Source organism: Paludisphaera soli (assembly GCF_011064595.1).
In the GTDB taxonomy this organism is placed as follows: Bacteria; Planctomycetota; Planctomycetia; order Isosphaerales; family Isosphaeraceae; genus Paludisphaera; species Paludisphaera soli.
This window is the reverse complement of sequence record NZ_JAALJI010000031.1, coordinates 1-18,348: the sequence shown is the minus strand read 5'-3', so window position 1 is coordinate 18,348 and position 18,348 is coordinate 1. Positions and strand designations below refer to the sequence as shown.

Annotated in this window: 11 protein-coding genes and 1 pseudogene; 3 read left to right on the top strand and 9 right to left on the bottom strand. The window is 66.6% G+C overall.

What is annotated here, in order from left to right; genetic code table 11:
* Nucleotides 1–3: 3 nt before the first annotated feature.
* The 9 genes and pseudogenes from G6O68_RS26910 to G6O68_RS26870 all read right to left on the bottom strand — a co-directional run bounded on the left by G6O68_RS26910 (nt 4) and on the right by G6O68_RS26870 (nt 16,499).
* Nucleotides 4–495, bottom strand: coding sequence for a hypothetical protein (locus tag G6O68_RS26910; protein ID WP_165251990.1), 492 nt, complete (start codon nt 493–495; stop codon nt 4–6).
* A 266-nt stretch (nt 496–761) separates the two neighbouring features.
* A complete protein-coding gene (gene drmC / locus G6O68_RS26905) occupies nt 762–1,577 on the bottom strand; it encodes a DISARM system phospholipase D-like protein DrmC (RefSeq protein ID WP_165251989.1) in 816 nt (271 codons plus the stop codon).
* Nucleotides 1,574–3,394, bottom strand: coding sequence for a DUF1998 domain-containing protein (drmB, locus tag G6O68_RS26900; protein WP_165251987.1), 1,821 nt, complete (start codon nt 3,392–3,394; stop codon nt 1,574–1,576). Before drmB ends, drmC begins: the two co-directional genes overlap by 4 nt.
* A complete protein-coding gene (drmA, locus tag G6O68_RS26895; protein ID WP_165251985.1) occupies nt 3,391–6,798 on the bottom strand; it encodes a DISARM system helicase DrmA in 3,408 nt (1,135 codons plus the stop codon). The genes drmB and drmA overlap by 4 nt, the downstream gene beginning before the upstream one ends.
* Nucleotides 6,791–7,975 (bottom strand): PDDEXK nuclease domain-containing protein, encoded by a 1,185-nt coding sequence (locus G6O68_RS26890; RefSeq protein WP_165252067.1) that lies wholly within the window; start codon nt 7,973–7,975, stop codon nt 6,791–6,793. The genes drmA and G6O68_RS26890 overlap by 8 nt, the downstream gene beginning before the upstream one ends.
* The gene (locus G6O68_RS26885; protein ID WP_165251983.1) at nt 7,975–10,602 is read right to left on the bottom strand and encodes an Eco57I restriction-modification methylase domain-containing protein; all 2,628 of its coding nucleotides are present in this window, start codon (nt 10,600–10,602) and stop codon (nt 7,975–7,977) included. Before G6O68_RS26885 ends, G6O68_RS26890 begins: the two co-directional genes overlap by 1 nt.
* Nucleotides 10,603–11,266: 664 nt before the next feature.
* Nucleotides 11,267–11,989, bottom strand: a pseudogene (locus G6O68_RS33655) (Eco57I restriction-modification methylase domain-containing protein); the annotation flags it as partial.
* Nucleotides 11,990–12,000: 11 nt separating this feature from the next.
* Nucleotides 12,001–15,324, bottom strand: a complete 3,324-nt coding sequence (drmD, locus tag G6O68_RS26875) for a DISARM system SNF2-like helicase DrmD (protein WP_165251979.1) — start codon at nt 15,322–15,324, stop codon at nt 12,001–12,003.
* A gap of 962 nt (nt 15,325–16,286) precedes the next feature.
* Nucleotides 16,287–16,499, bottom strand: coding sequence for a transposase DNA-binding-containing protein (locus tag G6O68_RS26870; protein WP_165251977.1), 213 nt, complete (start codon nt 16,497–16,499; stop codon nt 16,287–16,289).
* 213 nt (nt 16,500–16,712) lie between these two features.
* On the opposite strand from G6O68_RS26870, the gene G6O68_RS26865 reads away from it, so the two are divergent.
* The 3 genes from G6O68_RS26865 to G6O68_RS26855 form a co-directional block, all read left to right on the top strand.
* The gene (locus tag G6O68_RS26865; protein WP_165251975.1) at nt 16,713–17,081 is read left to right on the top strand and encodes a hypothetical protein; all 369 of its coding nucleotides are present in this window, start codon (nt 16,713–16,715) and stop codon (nt 17,079–17,081) included.
* The gene (locus tag G6O68_RS26860) at nt 17,078–17,272 is read left to right on the top strand and encodes a DUF2997 domain-containing protein (protein WP_165251973.1); all 195 of its coding nucleotides are present in this window, start codon (nt 17,078–17,080) and stop codon (nt 17,270–17,272) included. The genes G6O68_RS26865 and G6O68_RS26860 overlap by 4 nt, the downstream gene beginning before the upstream one ends.
* Nucleotides 17,273–17,406: 134 nt before the next feature.
* A partial coding sequence (locus G6O68_RS26855) for an AAA family ATPase (RefSeq protein ID WP_165251971.1) occupies nt 17,407–18,348 on the top strand: 942 nt, incomplete at its 3' end.

Sequence of the window (18,348 nt, the reverse complement as noted above, 5' to 3'; positions counted from 1 at the left end):
ACACTAGGGCGGCAGAATCTTCTTGATCCATGACTCTTCAATCGGCTTGAGGTAGGCCGCGGGATCGCGGCGGAAGCGGCGGCCCATCGTCCGGGTCGCCTGCCTACGATCCAGTGAGCCTCGTAGCAGGCGCCACCTCGCCGAGTTCGATGGGGCGAGTTTCGCCTCATCGACCGCTCGTAATCGAGTCGCGGCCGACGCGAGCAGCCTGACCGAGCCTCGGACCACGGTCCCCGGCGAGGCCGCCTTCCGTCCGCTCGCCCGACGCTCGTGGTAGCGGTATGAACCGAAGAACTGCTCCAGGTCGTCGTTCGTCCGGGGCAGGGCGGCCGCGTCATAGCAGGCTAACAGCCCCGGCCAGTAGCTCCGCGTCACCTTCACGATGTGCCCGACCGCCTCTCGCAGCGATCCGGCGGCCTGGGGCTCGGGCTCGTCGCGCGTCGGGTGGAGGCGGTGCCAGGCCTTGGGGATCGAGTCGGCTGCGAACCACGCCATGGCGATCACCAGCCAGGCGACCGATTGGGGGGGAGCCGACGGCGACGTTCCGAGCCGCGGCCGACCTGTGATAGGATGGCGTCGATCCGCTCCTCGGGGATCCCGCGACGCAGATCTTCGACGTACGGCAGCGGGTCGACGGCCGGGCCGCCTCGCGCCGGAGACGTTCGACACATCCGGACCTCCTTGCGTTCTGGGAACGGGTATGAACCCTCAGAATGGCGGGGGGGGCCCTTATCTTAGGGCTATTTAACGGGCACTGCGGCTTAACCAGGAGCTTCCAGTTCTATCATCGGGATTGACGAGAGGAAGCCGGCGGAGATCATGGATGAGAAAAACAGCGTTACGCGATCCGCGAGTTGGCTCGAGCGGATTATCAGGCCGACTTCGATGTTCCTTTGCTGGGCCGCCTCCGTGAAGTTTGCGGATGAGACGAAAACACTGTGGAGATCGACCACGATGCACTTGGCATGCATGCATGTTCGCCTTTCAGCCTGTTGCTCCACAGATCTTGGATCGAAGAACAATTCGGGGAAAGGGCGGCCCGACGGCCACTGATGTGAGCGGAATCGAGCTGCGAAGCGCTTCACCAGCTCGCTCGCCGACGATGAGTCTCCGAGACCACGCTGGATATCCAGGATGATCCGCACTTCGAGTTCTGGTCGCTCCTGCATGCGATCGGCGAGAGCTCGGAAAACCTTCTGGCCCTGATAAACGGCGTATCCTGCGATCAGCACCGAACTCGTCGCGGTCGAGAAGAGTTCGCGCACGACCACACTGGTATCCCGATTGACCACGCCGGCCACGTCGGGTCCGGTGGTGACCAGGTCGATTCGATCCTCGAGCGCCGGGCGTGACCGTCGGTCCGCGACGATCATGTCGAGGAACGACCCAATCTGATCGGGCGACCATCCCGAGTCTGTCAGGCGCTCGAGGTCCAGGAGCACGCCCGCAACAGTGCCGGTCGCGAGGATCCTCCGGATGCCGATTGGACTGAAGGGCCGGACCAATCGACCCGACTTCAGAGCCAGGGCGAGGCCGGTCAGGTCGTTCGACGACAGCGACAGCAGGTGCTTGGTCATGTCGGGGGGAGCTTGAAGAACTCGATGCCCGACCGCTCGACGGTCGGGACGACCAATGCTCGATCGAGAAACTCGTTCTGCTGCTCGCACGAGGTTTCTGCAATGAGCAGACAGCCATGACAGGCGGCGCCGTGGAGGAAGCGTTGCTCGTGCGCATTCGGGGGATCGTGCTGGGCGCAGACCGGGTCGTTCGAGCAGAGTTCGCCCATCTCCAGCGCATTTCGGACGTGGTCGTGGATCCGACGTCCTACCTGGACGAGCCCGCCGAGCGTCCCTTCGGCGTCTGAACTGCCGGTGTAGAGCAAGACCCCATACCCGAGTTCGGGGATGGCGTAGATGCGCTCGCGAATCGAGCTTGCGGGGTATCCACATTCCAGAGAGACCGCCGTGATCAGCAAGTGCGCGAAGGAGTGAAGCATGAGATACGGGAGCCCCGGAAACTCTCGGTGCGTCCCCTCATGCTCCCGACTCCAGATGTCGAACCCACGTGATAAAGCTCTCGCTCGGATCTGGAGGTCGGGCCTGGCTCGCCAATCGTCCACCGATTTCTTGCGGAAGAGGAGGAAGACCCCTTCACCGCGGTTCTCGATCGCCGGGAGCCAGCTCGGCTCCCGCGAGAGGGCCGCACGTTGGACATCCATCGCGAGTTCGCCGTCCGTGTCGGGGGCCGCGGCCTCGAAGCGGGTGAATCCCACCTGGGCTGCGACCTCCCGCAGCCGATGGACGAGCACCACGCGCTCGATCGGCTCCATCCAGGGACGGTCCCACAATTGGGGGGGCAGGGACCTGGCGAAGAAGTTGCCGTCGGGCTTGTCCTCGCCGACTTCCTCCTCGCTCGCGATGAGGGTCTCGAGTTCCGCGAACTTGACCGTCTTGTCCACCTTGGGCCGCCCGTCCTGCCGCAAGCGGATCTCCTCGAAGGCCTCTGCATCGCTGATGCCGTCGAGCGCGGCCTTGACCTTGGACTTCTTCCGCTCGTACCGAAGATCTTCCAAGGATTCGACCGCCTCGAGGAACTCCCAGGCGGCATCGACGGCCTGGGCCACCGCCTCGTCACGGTCCGGCAGAGAGATGACGGTCATCTTCTCGGAGAAATAAGCGTTGCTCGCAGTTCGAATCAACAGGCGATTGGGCTCGCCGCACGGTTCCCTGGTGTAAGGCCCGAGCCACGGCCTGGAGCCGTTGCAGTTTCCCAACGACCGGTTGGCGGCGATGGCCGCCTGGCCCAGGCTGCGTTCCGCCCGACCGCACTCGCACCGTATGAAGATCTCCCTCAAGTCGCCGCTCGTGCCGCGCTCATCGATCCAGAGCGGGCGGCGGCATTCCGTCGGCCCGTTGTGGGCGAACTCGTACCAGTCGATGTCCCCGATGTGGCCGGCGGGGCAGGCGCGCACAAAGCGGATCGGCACGACCGTCCGTCTTTTGCGGTCCTGGTCGATGAACTTCCCACGGACGAGGACGTTGCGATGCACGAGCATCCGGGATCGCGCGCCCGGGTTGAATAAGGTCGGCTCGACGTCCTGGGTGATGAACCACTCGGGGAACTGGAACACCGTGATACCGGTCTGGGGTGCGGTCGGGTCTTCCTGGTCCGCGGGCGGGGAGAAGATTTGGATGGAAGGGACTCCAAGGATCGCGGCCAGCTTCGCCTGGAGCCGCGGCTCCACGATTTCGTCGCCGCGAGGAGACCAGGAGTCGAGGCCGCCGATGAGCACGGAATGATTCGGCAGGTCGACCATCGCCCCCGGGCCGAATGTCGTGATGATCTGGCTGCGACGGATTTGTCCGGAAGGTCTCGCACCGGGTCGTCGATTCATGCTTCGTCCTCCTCGATGGAAACGCCGTCGAGGGTCGTGAGCCAGAGGTTCACGCTCGGCTCCACGTCGCGCATCGAGCGGTTCGCGCGGAACTTCATCTTGCGGTTCTGCGGCGGGAGATTTCTCACGTCGGGGCTCAGGAACTCATGGAGGAGGCGGGGGGCGCTGCCGCCGACCTCCGCCTGATATTGCAGGGCGCCCCCGACCAGTTGCGCCTCGTCCGCCGCCTTGCTCCACTCGTCGAGCAGGTCGAGGGAACGTTCACGGACTCGCTGGCGTAGCCGCTGACTTTCCTGTTCCGTCAGGCTCCGGTCGTGTCCGAAGGCCCTTTCCGCCAGGACCTCGACCGCGGATTCCAGCGTCGTACGTTCACGCAGGATCTCCGCGGCTCCCCTGGGGGCGGTCATCGGCGTGTGGCCCTGCCGGGCCAGCGCCACGAGGGTGCCCGCCAGGGCCCGATCGAGGGCGCGAGGGGAGAACGGCGTCACGCTCGTCGCCTCCACGCTGCGGTAGAAGGATTCGTGGTAGGCGCAGAACCGCTCGAAGTGCGAACGGTCGCGCGGCTTGTGCACGTTGAGGATCGAGACGACCAGGCCCGGCCTGTCCTCATCGCGGCCGACGCGACTTGAGGCCTGGATATACTCGGCGCTCGTCTTGGGCTGTCCGAAGACGACCATCAGGCCGAGCCGGGTGATGTCGAGTCCCACCGAGATCATGTTGGTCGCGATGGCGACGTCGACCTTGCCCTTCTCGTCGAAAGTCAGCGAAAGCCGGCGTTTCGCCTCGGAGACCTTGGCGGTGCTCTCCCGGCTCGTGAGCTCGACCGGGTCGTAGTCGATGTCGCGGTCGACGAAGGGGCCGGCCTCCTCACCGACGCGCATCCGCGTCGCGTAACGAGAGACGCGGTTGCGCACCTCGTCCTCGATCAATCGTCTCGCGCCGCCCAGTTCCCGGAGGCTGTTGAAATAGCCGAGCACCGTCATGTACGGGTCGGCCGGGTTCGGCAGGCCCGATTTGCGGTCGTGCCGCTCGTACCAGCCCTGGGCCGCGGCCAGGAGCGCGACGTAGACCCGGAGCATCACGACCTTCGGGCTCCTCCCCTGGGCGGCGACGCCCAGATAGAGCCGGGCGTTGCTCCGGGCGGTCGTGTGCGTCTCGGCGAAGAACGAGTCGCGACGGTCCGGGCCGGGGGGCGGGAAGATGTCGACCAGGTGGTGATTGAACAGGGCCCGGATCTGCTTCTCGGCGCGGCGCACCGTGGCGGTGGAGGCAACGATCTTGGGCCGAACCCGCTTGCCGTCGACCTCGCGCGTGCACAACTCGTCGAGGGCGGTCTCGTAGAGGCCGGCGATCGTCCCGAGGGGGCCGGAGATCAGGTGCAACTCGTCCTGGACGATCAGGTCCGGAGGAGGAAGCCGATCGACGGGGAGGGCGTTTCCCGCCGTCGGATGGCAGGGGCCGTAGAACCCCTGCTTGTCGTGACGCTGGACTCGTCCGAAGAACGCACCCACCTCTCCGGTCCAGGGCATGGCGGTGAACTTGTCGACCGTCGCGATCAGGAAGCAGGGCAGGCGGCGGTAGATCGGCTCGTCGACCGCGAGGATGGGCAGGGGGTTCCCCCTGCTGAACGCGCAGTCGCGGTTGACGCAGTTGATCCGCAGGTCGGTCGGCTCGCCGGGGTTCGGGACGAGGCGGAAGGAGGACGACTTGAACTTGGTGCCGCACCAGGGGCAGTCTTCGAGCGGGATCGGGGAAGGCTTGCGGTCGTCGTTCTGGAAGGCGATCGTCTTCGCCCGCGCCGAGTCCTTGTTGTTGTCCCCCTTGCGGCCCATGACGTTCGGCGTGGCCGCCTTGCCGACCCACAATCCGATCTCGAAGGGCCACTCTCCCAGCTTCCCGACGTCTTGCTGCCTCTCCAGCTCCAGGGCGCAGATCAGTGTCGATGCACGGCCGAGCTGATCGAGGGTCAGCAGTCGCAGCGTGTAGCGCATCAGGACGGAGAGGCCCGCCGAGCGGATACCGGGGTTCCGCAGGCGGCGAAGGACCAGCGTGAACGCCGCCAGGCCGAGGTAGGCCTCGGTCTTGCCGCCGCCCGTCGGGAAGAACAGCAGGTCCACCACTTCCCGGTCCGGGTCGGTCGGCTGGGCGAGGCCCTTCAAGTTCATCAGGAGGAACGCCAGCTGAAACGGCCGCCACCTAGGCTCGACCGACTCCGGCGACTTGTTCCGCATCACGCCCAACCGGCGCCTCGCCGCGGTCGCCATCGCGCGATTGGCGGTCCTGAACGCCTCCAGGCACTCGGGATCGTCCAGCAGGGTGATGCCCTGCTCGATGCGGCTCGCGGCGACCCTCGCCCGATTCAGGAGTTCCTCGACGGTCTCCTTGCGTCGCGGCGGCGAGCCCGGGGCTTTCAACTGCTGGGACTCGATCCACGCGCGGTATTCGGTCGCCAGGGGCGAGAGCCTCTCGCGGGCGTCGTGCCCGTCGGCGAGCGCGCCCAGCCGATCCATCGAGAGTTCGACGCTCTTCATCTCGACCGGGGCGACCCGTTCGACTTCCGCCTGGGGCGTCCAGCAGGTGCGGACCTTGTAGCAACGACCGTCGCAGAGATCCAGCTCGGTGGCCACGTTATGGCCGACGGCGTACTCGCACACGTCGCGGTATTGCAGGTCGGCGACGCGGTCGTCCCAGTCGTCGCTGCCGAGGCTCCGCACGTTGGGGCGGGGGACGAAGGGCTCGTCGCTGGTGACCTCGAGCTGGGTCTGGAAGGCGAACGCCTCGTCGCGGACCTCGTCGGGTGAGGGCGGGCGTCGGTTGACCAGGAACACCGAGACCGACCGGGTCCCCACGGGGAGCTGGCAGTCTTGCCCGTCGCTCACCACGTCCCGGACGGCCAGGGCGACGCGGAGGCCCGCGCTCCCGGGCACGTCCGATTCGGCGGGGGCCTTTCCCCGCGAGGCGGGAATCCGCAACGTCAGCTCGCCTTCGCGATCCGTCCGATCCCAACGTTCGTCCTGCCTCGGAGCTTCGCCTTCGAGGCGGTGCCGGTAATCGCCCCAGCGGACGCGAACGTGGAGGCTCTCGGCCTCCTTCGGGAGGAGCAGGCTCAGGCCGATCGACGAAGGGAGATATTTCTGGCGGGCGGCGGGCGGTTCGGGCGTCGTCGCGTCGTCGGCGGAGGAGGACTCGCCCGCCGCGTCGACCTCGTCGGTGCTGTCGACGTCGACTCGCTGCACCGTGCCGGCGTCCGAGGGGACGAGGAAGCCGGTCAGGTAGAATCGCGAGGGGGCCTGGTCGAGGACCTCGTCGAGCGATCCGAGGGTCGAATCCGGACCGACGAGGTCGAGCCTCAGGGCGTGGAGCAGGCCGCGTCGAACGTCCACGGAAGTGATCGGGCTATGCATCGCGGGGCTTCTTGCTTCTTCTGGAGTTTCGCGCCTTGGCGGCCGCCGCGGGCGGGGGGGGCGTCTTCGGTTCAGGGTCGGGCGTCGGTTCCCGACGCTCCGCCGCCAAATGCTCGCGCGCCAGTCGGATCGAATCGCGCAGCTTCTTCTCCAGCAACTCGCGCGGGGGAAGCTCCGTCAAGTACTGGGCCACGCGGATGCCGCTCTTGTCGAGTTGGAGCAGTTCGACTTGTTTCTCCGACCTCTCGGCGCACAGGATCAAGCCGATCGGCGGCTCCTCTCCGGGCCTCGCGTCGTACCTCTCCAGCCATCGGAGATAGAGCTCCATCTGCCCCTTGTCGGCGGCCTGGAACCTGTCGAGCTTGAGCTCGACGGCCACCAGTCGGCGCAGGCGGCGGTGGTAGAACAGCAGGTCGAGGTAGTAGTCCTCACTGTCCACGGAGATCCGCTTCTGCCGGGCTACGAAGGCGAAGTCGGTCCCCAGCTCCAGGATGAACGCCTCCAGCTCGCGAAGGATCGCCTGCTCGACGTCCTTCTCGGCGTACGGCTGCGTGAGCCCGAGGAAGTCGAGGAAGTAGGGGTCGCGGAAGACGAGGTCGGGCGTCATCCGGTCCTCGTCCCGGAGCGCGGCGAGGTCCTGCGCGATCAGCTCGTCCGGCTTCTTGCTCAGGGCCGTGCGCTCGAAGAGCAGATGGCCGATCTTGTGCCGGAGCGTCCGCGTGCTCCACCGTTCGATCCGGCACATCTCCGCATAGAAGTCCCGTTTGAGCGGGTCGTCGAGGTAGAGGATCTCCTTGAAATGCGTCCAGCTCAAATCTCTCCGCAGTGCGGAGACAATCGCCTCGTCCGGAAAGACCTCGGCGAAGCGTATCATGTGCCGGAGGCTCGGTTCGGAGAACCCTCGGCCGTACTCCGCGGTCAATCGTCTCGACAGCGTCGAAACGATCGCGTCGCCGTACTCGGCCCGTCGGTCGTGGAGGACGTCCTCGCGGATCCGCTTGCCGATGTGCCAGTAGAGGCCGACCAGCGCCGAGTTCACCGCCTTCGCCGTCTGGTCGCGGGCGGCCTCGATGAGCGAGCGGAGGTCGCCCAGCAGGCGGTCCGCCGTCGACGCGGGCGCGGCGTCGGCCAGGCGGGCGGGGGCGGTGCGTCGGGTTGTCGACTTCGCCTTGGCCATCATGAGATCTCGAACAGGTCGCCCTGGGCGGCGTTCTTCCGGGTGGTCTTCCTGCCGCCGCCCGATTTCTTGCCGGACTTGACCTGCGCGGCCGCGGCGGCGAGGCCCGACAACCGCTCCTCCTCGGCGCGCCGACGGTTCAGTTCGAGGAGACGGGCGAGGACCTCGTCGCGGAAGTCGTCGGGCCAGCGGTAACGCCAGGGCTTCTTGCGGCGTCGGCCGCCGGACGACTCCTCGTCGTCCTCGTCCTCCTCGTAGTCGAGCAGGAACTCGCACGCGGCCGACCCGGCGAGGTCATCCCAACCGTAGGCTTCGAGGACGGCCCTGTCCATCGCCGCGTGCAGCTCGCGGAGCCTGAGGATGTCGGGCGAGCGTTCCTCGGGGTCGTGGAATCGGTTGTAGGTCTTGGTCAGGCCCTCGTTGTTGCGGACCATGAGGTCGGCGCGGAACTCATAATAGCACTTGCCGGCAAGTTCGAGTGGAGGGCTAATCTCGAAGGTTGCAGGAAAAGGAAAGTTCTGGAAGCAGTCTGAAGCTGTGTAGCGAAGGTCGTCTTTCATAGAAGAAGCAAAGACTCTCGCCCAAGACTCATGCGCGCGTGACTGCAGCACCGCGAATGGTCCAAAGGCGTGAATGGCAAACAGATTCGCAGTCTGCGAGAATATCCAAGAAGAAGGGCAGAAGCAAAATGCGATATGATTGCTGACTTGCGACGCAACCAAGACTCTCTCGTGCTGGCGAATCGTGCGATACACATCTGGGCGGTGCGCCTGGTATGCCCACCAACGACGTCGGAGCGGGATGTTGTTTGGATTCATCCCTAGCGACAATCGCTCAGGCTTTACCTTGCGCTCTACAATTACACGAAGTTCCGGCCAGGAATCCAGATCTTCTTCAGTCTCGATGTCGCACAAATAGATCGCGTGCCTGCTTGGGTTTTGCCGTGGATCACTATTGATTTCTTCTCCGCCAATGTATGGGAAAATACGGCTTGAATTCTTGCTGTTCAGTTCAACTACTTGCTGCATGAGATCGAACGGGTTGGACTTTAAATCTGTATCATCGAATAGAAATCCCTGCCCATAAATCTTGCTTCCGATAGATGACAGAGGATTGCTTGCCAAGACAGAGGGAGTTTCGTCGATCCTGCCAGGCAGCAGATATGCGGAGATCCGTTCCACTTGCTTGCCGTTCAAGAATACCGCTGCAGGCCTGTCACACTTGGTGACATGCACAATGCTTACAATGACCGCAGCATCACCGGGCCAGGCTAGTCGTTTAGTCGCTTCGATTATCTGACCTCCTCTCTTGAGGATTGTGCCTAAGCCCCCTTCCCGCGAGTCCCCTTGATAGACAGTCTTAGTTGCCACGAGGCCCATCGCGCCGGTATCACCAAGGAGATCGAAGGCGCGCCTGAAGAAGTAGACAACGAGGTCACAATGATGACCTGCGGGCGGGAAACTCGTCGTGAGCCATTGAAAGTAGCTCATTCCCGAGAACGTCGAGATTTTGGTGCCTCCGAGGAATGGAGGATTTCCGACGAAGGCGTCAAACCCCGAACGCAGTCGGTCGAAGACCTCGGGGAACTCGATCTCCCAGTGGAACGGCACGAGTGGGTTCGTCCCCCCCCGCAGGTCGTCGACGGCCCGTTCGAGACGTGCGTGCCGCTCGACGGTGTACGCGGAACGCTGGGCCGCGAGGTCGTCCGCGATCGATTCCAGCCGTTCCTTCCGTTTCCGGTCGTTGTCCCCGGCGAAGAAGGCGGAGATCACCAGGTCGCCGTACCGACGCGCCTGATCGAGGAAGCCGTCGGCCGCCTGGAACTTCTCGCGAAGCAAGGCGTCGGAGGTCCCTTCGGGGGCCTCGCGGATCTGGCGACGCTGCTCCATCGCCCGGTTGAGCTGACCTTCGATCGCGGCGCGCGCGAAGTCCTGCTGCTTCTCGGGCTTCCAGTGAAACCCGAGGATCTGCGCCTTGCCGAGGCCCACCAGCGAATCGCCGTACCGCAGGGCATGGTCGAGGAAGGTGAAGGCATGCTCCTTCGCCAGGGTCGCGAGCCAGAGCGAGAGCTTCGCCAGGTCGACCGCCATCGGGTTCTTGTCGACCCCGTAAAGGCAGCGCTGGGCGACGACCCGGCGGGCGTGCAGCACCTCGTCCTCGTCCGGCGGGATCGCCGGCAGGCCGTCGTGCGCGTGCCAGGCCTTGACCAGCGCATCGCCGAGCTGTCGGCAGGCTTCGACCAGGAACGCCCCGGAGCCCATCGCCGGGTCGCAGACCTTGAGGTCGAGGATCTGCTCCGGCCTGGGCGATTCCCCGAGTCGCTCCAGGATCGGCCGCAAGGTGGTCCGCACGATCGGCTCGGTGAGCGAACGCGGCGTGTAGTGCGAGCCCGACTTGCGGCGTTCGTCGCTCGGCTGGAGCACCATCGCCCCCGGCGGCACGATGCCCGGTGTGGCGGCCTTCGCCACCTTCTTCTCCAGCGCGGCGACGGCGTCCTCGGGCGTCTCGGCCGCCTTGAGCGCCGTCGCGGCCTGGCCGGTGAACTCCTGATCGGCCTTCTGCTTGAGCCACTTCGCCCGCTCGCCGGGCTTCTGGGCGAGCAGCTCGTCGAGATTGATCGCGGTCAACGCCGTGGGCCTTCTTCGGCTTGATGGCGATCGAGCGGCCCCGGGCCACTTCCAGGTTGAACCCCATCATCGTCTCGTAGACCGAGCCGATCTGCTCGACGTCGAGCGTCCGGTAGCTCAGCCGCTCGCCGTCGAGGATGAGCAGGTTCTGGAGCACGCGGAAGACGACGCCGTCGGAGACGTGCGGCGGGGCGATCGACTCGCCGGGCCGCCGCTTCGAGCCCCTGGGCCGCCTCTCCAGGAAAGGGTAGCGGTCCGGGTCGAACAGGTAGCCCTTCCGCGCCAGGAGCTTCAACCCGCCGTGCCGGCCGCCGTCGTGGATCAGGCGGAAGAGCGTCAGGAGCTGCGGCCACGCGCCGTAGCGGTGGTCCATCGTGTCGGTGTGCCGGCCGGCATCCTCGCGGAGCCGCTCGAAGAGGCCGGTGATCGCATAGAACTTCTGGTAGACCTCGTCGCTGGAGACGAGCCCGCGATCCTCGGCGTAGAGCACGAAGACGAGCCGCATCAGCACGGTGAGCAGTCCCGCGTAGACGTGGTTCGGGTCGTCCTCCAGCACGGCCCGGAGCAGTTCGCCCTTCGACCGCTCGTCGGCCGCCTGGAACCCCCGGACGAGTTCATAGAGGGCCTCGAGCACCTGCTGGGCGAGCTGGGTGGAGACGAGGTTCTGGTACTTGCGGCTGTCCGACAGGATCGCGGGGAGGCGCTGCTTGGGCCCGAGCGAGAAGAGCCGCTCCTCGCAAAGCAGCATGTGCAAGGCCGCGAAGATCGGCCGCCCGGCGACCTCGGTCATGTCCTTGACGCTGAAAGTCGCGTGGCCCGAAGTCTCGCCGCGCGGGGCGTAGACCAGGCGGAACTGCGTGCCGTTGGCGAGCAACCCGATGGGGACCTGCGTCTCGCGCAGCAGCCGTTCGAACCGCGCCTGGCGGCTCGCCTGCCAGCGGTGGTCGTCCGTCTCGCCGACCTCGTCGAGCCCGGCCCCGGTGGGGAGGGCCTCGATGAGCATCATCCAGGGGCGATCGCCGTCCGGGCCGGGCTCGTCCTCGCGGAGCGCGTAGGTGGGCCGGAGCGTCTCGTTGTACTCGGGCAGGGCGACTTCGAGCGAATCGGGGAGGGGGCCGCCCTGGGGCGAGCCGACGAGATCCTCGGGCCTCCAGCCCAGCACTTCCGAGCAGAACCTCGGCAGGTCCAGGACGGCCGGCGCCGGGTCGTCCTTCCCGGGGAGGTCGACTTCGGAGACGCAATCGAGGAAGCGGGCGTGGTCGGGGATGATGTTCCTGTTCGGGAACGCCTGCGCCGCCGAGAGGGCGGGGGGCGAGACCACGAGGCCCACCGGCTGCACGTAGCCGAGCCATTCCTTGTTGCGTTGGAATTCGGGGTCGATCGCCATCGTTCTTCCTGCTATCCCGTCACCGGCCAGATATAGATCAACCCCACCGGCTCGATCCGCTGGGCTTTCACATCGTACACCGAACGGATGCGTTCCGGCTCGGTGGTCAACTCGTCGTCGATCGCGGCCAGCCGCTTCTCCCAGTGCCGCTTGTTCGAATCGAGTTGGCGGCGCTCGTCCTGGTCGAGGTCGCCGAACTCGAACTCGAGCTGCGGCGAGCGGTGCTTGTCGGCCGTTTGCTTGACGCGCTTCCTCTGCAATTCGAGGATCTCCGCCATCGCCTTCGCCTCCTGATCGGCCCGCCTGGCTAGCGCGATGCGGGCACCCTCCGCGAGTTCCCGGCCACGTCGCTCGAGGTGCTGAAGCAGTTCGTCGAGGTCCTGAGCCGCGGTCCCTCGGAGTTTGTCCTGGACGACGGGATCGACTTCCGGGAGGTTCGTCGGGAGGAGCGCGTGCTCCAGCAAGTCGAGCGTCTTCACCTCGGCCTCACGACCGTAGGGGGCCAGGGGCTCCTTGCGTTGCGAGGGTTCCGACCAGCGAGCCGTGACCGGGACGAGTTCCTCGTGGAGGCGGGCCGCCCCAGGGCCGTAGAGGCAGAGCCGACCGATCAACGCGACGCGGGGGATGGCGTCCTTCGACTGCGCGACGCAGGCCCGCGAGAGGTCGTGGAGGATGTACCCCTGGGCGGTGAATCGCCCCAGCAGGCGCTGGACCACCCGATGTTCGAGGTGCAGGTGGACGACGTCCTCGTCCATCCGGCCCGTGTCCTCGAACACGACGGGGCGGATCGGCGAGTCACTTCGCCACTCCCATGGTTTCTGGTCCCGCCGCCTCGGGGCCCGGAGCGTATCCATCGTGTCAGCCCAGCTCGAATCGGCCCCCTGCCGCTGGTCGAGCGAAGGGAACTCGAACCGGGTGACGGGCCGGTCCCAGTCCTCCGACGTCGCCATCGGCCTGAGCGGATCGGAGCCGATCAGCTGCAACGCGCAGGAGATGGCCGAGCGGAAGTGCGTCTCGTCCAGCGCGATCGATCTCCCCGACCTCTCCAGAAGGTTGCGGAGCCGGTCGATCTGCCCTCTCAGCCCCTCCTGACGGCGATGCGCCTCCTCGTCCTCCTTCAGGCGGAGCCTCTGCTCGCTTTCGAGCGAGTCGTCATCGTCGGCGGTCCGTTCCAGCTCGTCGCGCACGACCTCCCTGATCTTCGGGTCCAGGTCGGCGGATTGGAGTTCGTTCTCCATGAAGTCGATGTCGCGGCGACGGATCCCGTGCTTGAGCGTCTCGGCCAGGCGGCTCTCGACGACCTGGGAAAGGCTGCCGAGCTCGAGCTTGATCGTCTCGGTCTTGCGGACGAGCACCTTGAGGATGCGGTCCTCGACCCGCTGCTTGTAGACGAAGTAGTGGCAGAAGACCTCGGCGTTCGGCTGGAGCTTTCGGTCGATCCGGCCGTTCCGCTGCTCCATCCGGCTGGGGTTCCATGGAACGTCGAAATGGAACAGGTTCCAGCAGTGGGTCTGAAGGTTAAGGCCTTCGCGGCCGGCGTCGGTGGCGATCAGGATGCGGACCGGGTTCTTCTTCGGGTCGGCGTTGAAGGCCCGCTTGATGTCCTCGCGATCCGCCTGGAGGGTCGGCCCGTCATAAATCCGGATCCGTTCCTGCCCTCGGTCGGTCGACTCGATGGCCGCCCCGAGATGCTGCTGAAGATATCGCTTCGTGGCGTCGTACTCGGTGAAGATGATGACGCGCGTCTCGTTCCAGCGGGCGCGAGGGGAGGCCAGGCCCGGACACATGTTCTCGCGGATCCAGTCGAGGAGCTTGAGTACGCGGGCGTCCGGCCGCCCCCTCGCGACCTCGGCGAGTTCCGTCATCTCGTCCAGGAGCTCCTGCTCGCGGACGAACAGGGTCCGGGCCGAGAGATCGGCGAGCGAGCCCGCCGAGGAAAGGGTTGCCGCTTCGACCTGCGCGTCTTCTTCGGCCTGGAGTTCGTCCTCACCCAGCGTCGCATGCTCGTCGTCGGGGTCCGCGCCATGGGCGAACAGGTCGAGACTCGCCGAGGCGGCTTTCGGCTCCGGAAGCCCGGCCTGGCTCGCCTCCCAGTGGCGCTGCACGGTCCGACGGTGGACTCGAAGCGTGCGGGCGAACGCCTCGATCGAGGAGAGGAGACGTTGCTGCAATCCGGTGATCAGGAGCGAGGCCGCGGCCTGCCGCTTCTTGGTCTCGCCTTCGAGGCGCCGCTCCCTGAGTTCTCGGTACTGGTCGAGCAGCTCGGCGAGCTTGAGCTCGGCCGTCTCCGGCGGCAGGCCCTCGATGTCGATCTGCCTCACCGTCCGTTTCGGGAACCCGCCGGAGATGACGCGCAGGTCTTCCTTGAGCCGGCGGACCATCACTTCGTCGCGCAGCTTCGCATTGACGGGCACGCCGCGGATGAACCGTTGGGGGTCGAGGATCTCGAGCAGGGCCGAGAAGCTGTTCGGATGGCCGTTGTGGGGGGTGGCCGAGAGGAACAGCCGGTGTTCGAATCGACCCGCCAGGTCGCGGATCGCCCGGGTGAACTTCGAATCGATCGCGTAGCGGGTCCCGCTCGCCGGAGCGGCGTGATGGGCCTCGTCGAGGATCAGCAGCGACCCCGGGCGGAAGTCCCCCAGCCAATCGCGAAGGGTCGCGGTATACGTCTCGTCGATCAGCAGCCGATGCGAGATCAGGAAGCGGGTGTGGGTCGTCCAGGGATTGACCCCATATCCCCGTTGCTGCCGCACGCGTGCGATGTATTCCTTATCCAGGATCTGGAAGACCATGCCGAAGCGGGTCTCGAGCTCGTCCCGCCACTGGGGGAGCATCGACGGCGGGCAGGCGACGACGACGGCCTGGGCCTTCTTCCGCAGGAGCAGCTCGCGGGCGATCAGCCCCGCCTCGATCGTCTTCCCGAGCCCCACGTCGTCGGCGATGAAGAGGTTCACCCGCGGCAGGCGGAGCGCCTTGCGCAGCGGCTCGAGCTGATAGGCGTCGATCCGAATCCCCGCGCGGAACGGCGACTGGAAGAGGCTGGGATCGGTCGACGTGACGCAATTCCACTGGAGCGTGTGCAGATAGGCGGAGAAGACCTTGGGCGGGTCGAACCCACGAGTCGCGATCGCCTGCCAGGCCTCGGAGGTGATGATCTCCGGGTCGACCTCCTTCTCCCACAGCACCTCGAGCGGCTGCCCTTGGGCGTCGTCGTCGAGGCATGACATGCGAACTAGCGCCGAATCATCCCCGGGCCGGGCCGGCACCAGCTCCTCGACGAAGTATCGACGCTGCCGCACCTGGACGACCTGGCCGGCCCGCGGAAGAGGTGTCATCGGCGTCTTCATCCCGAACAGGACCCCGCAGTGCCTTCTGGGTTTGGTGGATTGGACGCGAGGCCGTGAAATCGGGGGGGCTCCGTGGCATACGGCCGGAGTCGCTCTACGTTATCCAGCGTTGCATGCCACCGACTGAAGACTATGGCGTCCTGATTGGACCCGCCGGCGTCTCTCTTGTGAAGGTTAGTTATCTCCATCTACCGTGAGATCCTCTCCAACGAGTAGCACCCGACGATCGATTTTATCGGATTTTCATCATCGCCGCATTAATGCGTGCGTCAAGTTGGAAGCCTGCTCAATAACGAATTCACATCGTCAAGTTTGTGGAGGGCGTTCCACAGCCTGTGCGTTGCCTATGGATTTATCCTATTACGGCATAAAAACTTAAGCGGTCGCTGGATTCTTCCGGCGACGCCGCCGGCCGCGTGAGGCGTGCCGGCTGGCCGGGTCTGACACAGAGCTGCAGGCGGAACTCGCTCGGCCCCGGGAAGATTGCTGCCAGTGCCCGTGCCGACGTGGACCTACTCTGGAGGCTGGCCGCCCTCGGTGCTCCATGCCTTCACGCACGACCCAGCCGGATCGAGGCTCTCGGGAGCGGTGGTAGACGTCGAAATCGTCGGTGCCACGGTCCAGCACGTGGGCCCGCTGAATTGTCGCGGTGGGCGTGCCGGCCAGGTCTTTGACATCACCCCAGATTTCGGACTCCATGTCGCGATTGAGCGGCTGGTGGGTGTCCTCCCTGGCGGTTGCCAGGCTTTCGGTAGAAGACGGGCTCGCCGGTCACTTCCGCCACGACAAGCAGCGCGACAAGGAGCTGGAAGCCGTAGCCGCCCCCGTTGCCGGTCGGTGCCAGGTAGGGGACATGACGACGTATGCCGTAGTCCAGCTCGCTCGTTTCCCCCGATACCAGGAAACGTCCGGGGGTCGCAGGCCCTCGTCCGCCGTGAGTGGGGCGGAGATCAATCCGAAGGCGACCCCATCGGCGCTGGGAGGCGATAGGCGGACTTGGCCTCGGCCCAGCCCTCCATCTGCCCGGGGTTGCTGGCGGAGGGATCGGCGGCGAGCTGGGCGGCGACGCGGGTCAGCTGCCTGAGGCGCCATCGATCGTCCAGGTCAGCCGGGCCGAATGGCTCGCGGGCCCCAGCCTGGGCATCGGTTTGAAAGGGGTCCATGGCCATGCCGCTCCGAGGTCCGAGGTCCAGGGACCCCGCTCGCCGTCCCGCGGCTCGATCGCTCATGGGAGGCGGAGTCAGAGACGCAGGGGCGGTCGACATCACTGAACTCCGGCCGAAATCGCGTCATAGACCCATGTCGGAGGGACTAGCCCTCGACGGTAGGGCGAACCGATACGGCGGCTTCCTTTACTCCCATCGAGAGGTAGATCCGTGAGCCACATCGTGACGATCGAGACCCAGCTACGCGACCCGGCAGCGATCGCGTCCGCTTGCCGACGGCTCGGCCTGGTCGAGCCGGTCTTCGGCGAGGCGGAGCTCTATTCCGGCGCCGCCGCCGGGCTGCTGGTCCGGCTGCCCGGCTGGCTCTACCCGGTGGTGATCGACGCGGCCGCCGGCCGGGTCCGCTACGACAACTTCGAAGGGGCGTGGGGGGCGCCGGAGCACCTCGACCGCCTGACTCAGGCGTACGCGGTGGAGAAGGCCCGGATCGAGGCGCGAAAGCGGGGCTGCATCGTCATCGAGCAGGCCCTGGCGGACGGCTCGATCAAGCTGACCATCAGCGTCGGGGGTGCGTCTTGAGCAAATCCATCGAGATCCTCGTCGACCCCAAGGGCGGCGCGTCCGTGCGGACCCGCGGCTTCGCCGGGTCCGAGTGCCGCGAGGCGAGCCGGTTCGTCGAGCGGGCCCTGGGCCGGCGGACGGCCGAGTCGCTCACGGCCGAGTTCCACCAGGGCCTGCAGGCCGATCAGGAGCAGCGGCAGTCGCAGTGAGGTCGGCCGACGCCCTTATCCGATCCGATGGCCGGCCGGCCCATGTCCACTCCCGACGTGATCCGGCCGCGACCCACGTCGCCGCATATCCCACCGCCCCACCCCGCATCCCCTTCACCACCGAGGAGAATTCGATGACGCTCGCCGAGCGCCTCGCGGAGCACGTGCGCGCCTGCTTCACCGGCCTCTGGGTCCGATCGTCCGAGCACCAGGACGCCCTGGCCGAGATCGCCGACCTGTGCCGCGCCCAGGGCTGGTCGCTGGCCGCCTGGGACGTCGACGGCGGGCTGCGGAGGCTCGATGGCGCAGCCGCGCACGCCGGGGTCGACGCCGCCGACCCGCTGGCGGCGATCCGGGCGCTGGACGCCATGGCCGCCCCCGACGGGGCGGCTCTGCTGGTCCTGGTCAACTTCCACCGCTTCCTGGGGAGCCCCGAGGTGGTCCAGGCCCTCGACGCGCGGATCAATTCCGGCAAGCAGGCCCGGACGTTCGTCGTCGTGCTGTCGCCGGTCGTCCAGGTGCCGGTCGAGCTGGAGAAGCAGTTCGTCGTCCTGGAGCACGACCTGCCGGGACGCGGCCAGTTGGAGGCCATCGCCCGCTCGATCGCCTGCGAGCCGGGCGAGCTGCCCGGGGGCGACGAGCTCGACCGGGTCCTGGACGCGGCCGCCGGGCTGACGCGGTTCGAGGCCGAGGGGGCCTGCAGCCTCTCGCTCGTCCGCCACGGCCGCGTCGCCGCCGGGCCCTTGTGGGAGCTGAAGTCGGGCATGCTGAAGAAGTCGGGCCTGCTGACGCTGCACCGCGGCGGCGAGGCGTTCGCCGACCTGGGGGGCCTGGACGCCCTCAAAGACTTCTGCTCGCGGGCCCTGCGACCCGGGAGGGGGGCCGGCGTCCGCGCCCGCGGCGTCCTGCTGCTGGGCGTGCCGGGCACGGGCAAGTCGCAGTTCGCCAGGGCCCTGGGCAACGAGACGGGCCGGCCCACGCTCACGCTCGACGTCGGGGCGCTGCTCGGCTCGCTCGTCGGCGAGACGGAGCGGAACGTCCGGCAGGCGCTGCGGATCGCCGACGCGATGGCACCG

What these genes read in the sequence shown, in the direction of transcription:
- drmC (WP_165251989.1), bottom strand. Translation starts at nt 1,577, where the DNA reads ATGACCAAGCACCTGCTGTCGCTGTCGTCGAACGACCTGACCGGCCTC.
- G6O68_RS26890 (WP_165252067.1), bottom strand. Translation starts at nt 7,975, where the DNA reads ATGGCCAAGGCGAAGTCGACAACCCGACGCACCGCCCCCGCCCGCCTG.
- G6O68_RS26910 (WP_165251990.1), bottom strand. Translation starts at nt 495, where the DNA reads ATGGCGTGGTTCGCAGCCGACTCGATCCCCAAGGCCTGGCACCGCCTC.
- drmA (WP_165251985.1), bottom strand. Translation starts at nt 6,798, where the DNA reads ATGCATAGCCCGATCACTTCCGTGGACGTTCGACGCGGCCTGCTCCAC.
- drmB (WP_165251987.1), bottom strand. Translation starts at nt 3,394, where the DNA reads ATGAATCGACGACCCGGTGCGAGACCTTCCGGACAAATCCGTCGCAGC.
- G6O68_RS26870 (WP_165251977.1), bottom strand. Translation starts at nt 16,499, where the DNA reads ATGGACCCCTTTCAAACCGATGCCCAGGCTGGGGCCCGCGAGCCATTC.
- drmD (WP_165251979.1), bottom strand. Translation starts at nt 15,324, where the DNA reads ATGACACCTCTTCCGCGGGCCGGCCAGGTCGTCCAGGTGCGGCAGCGT.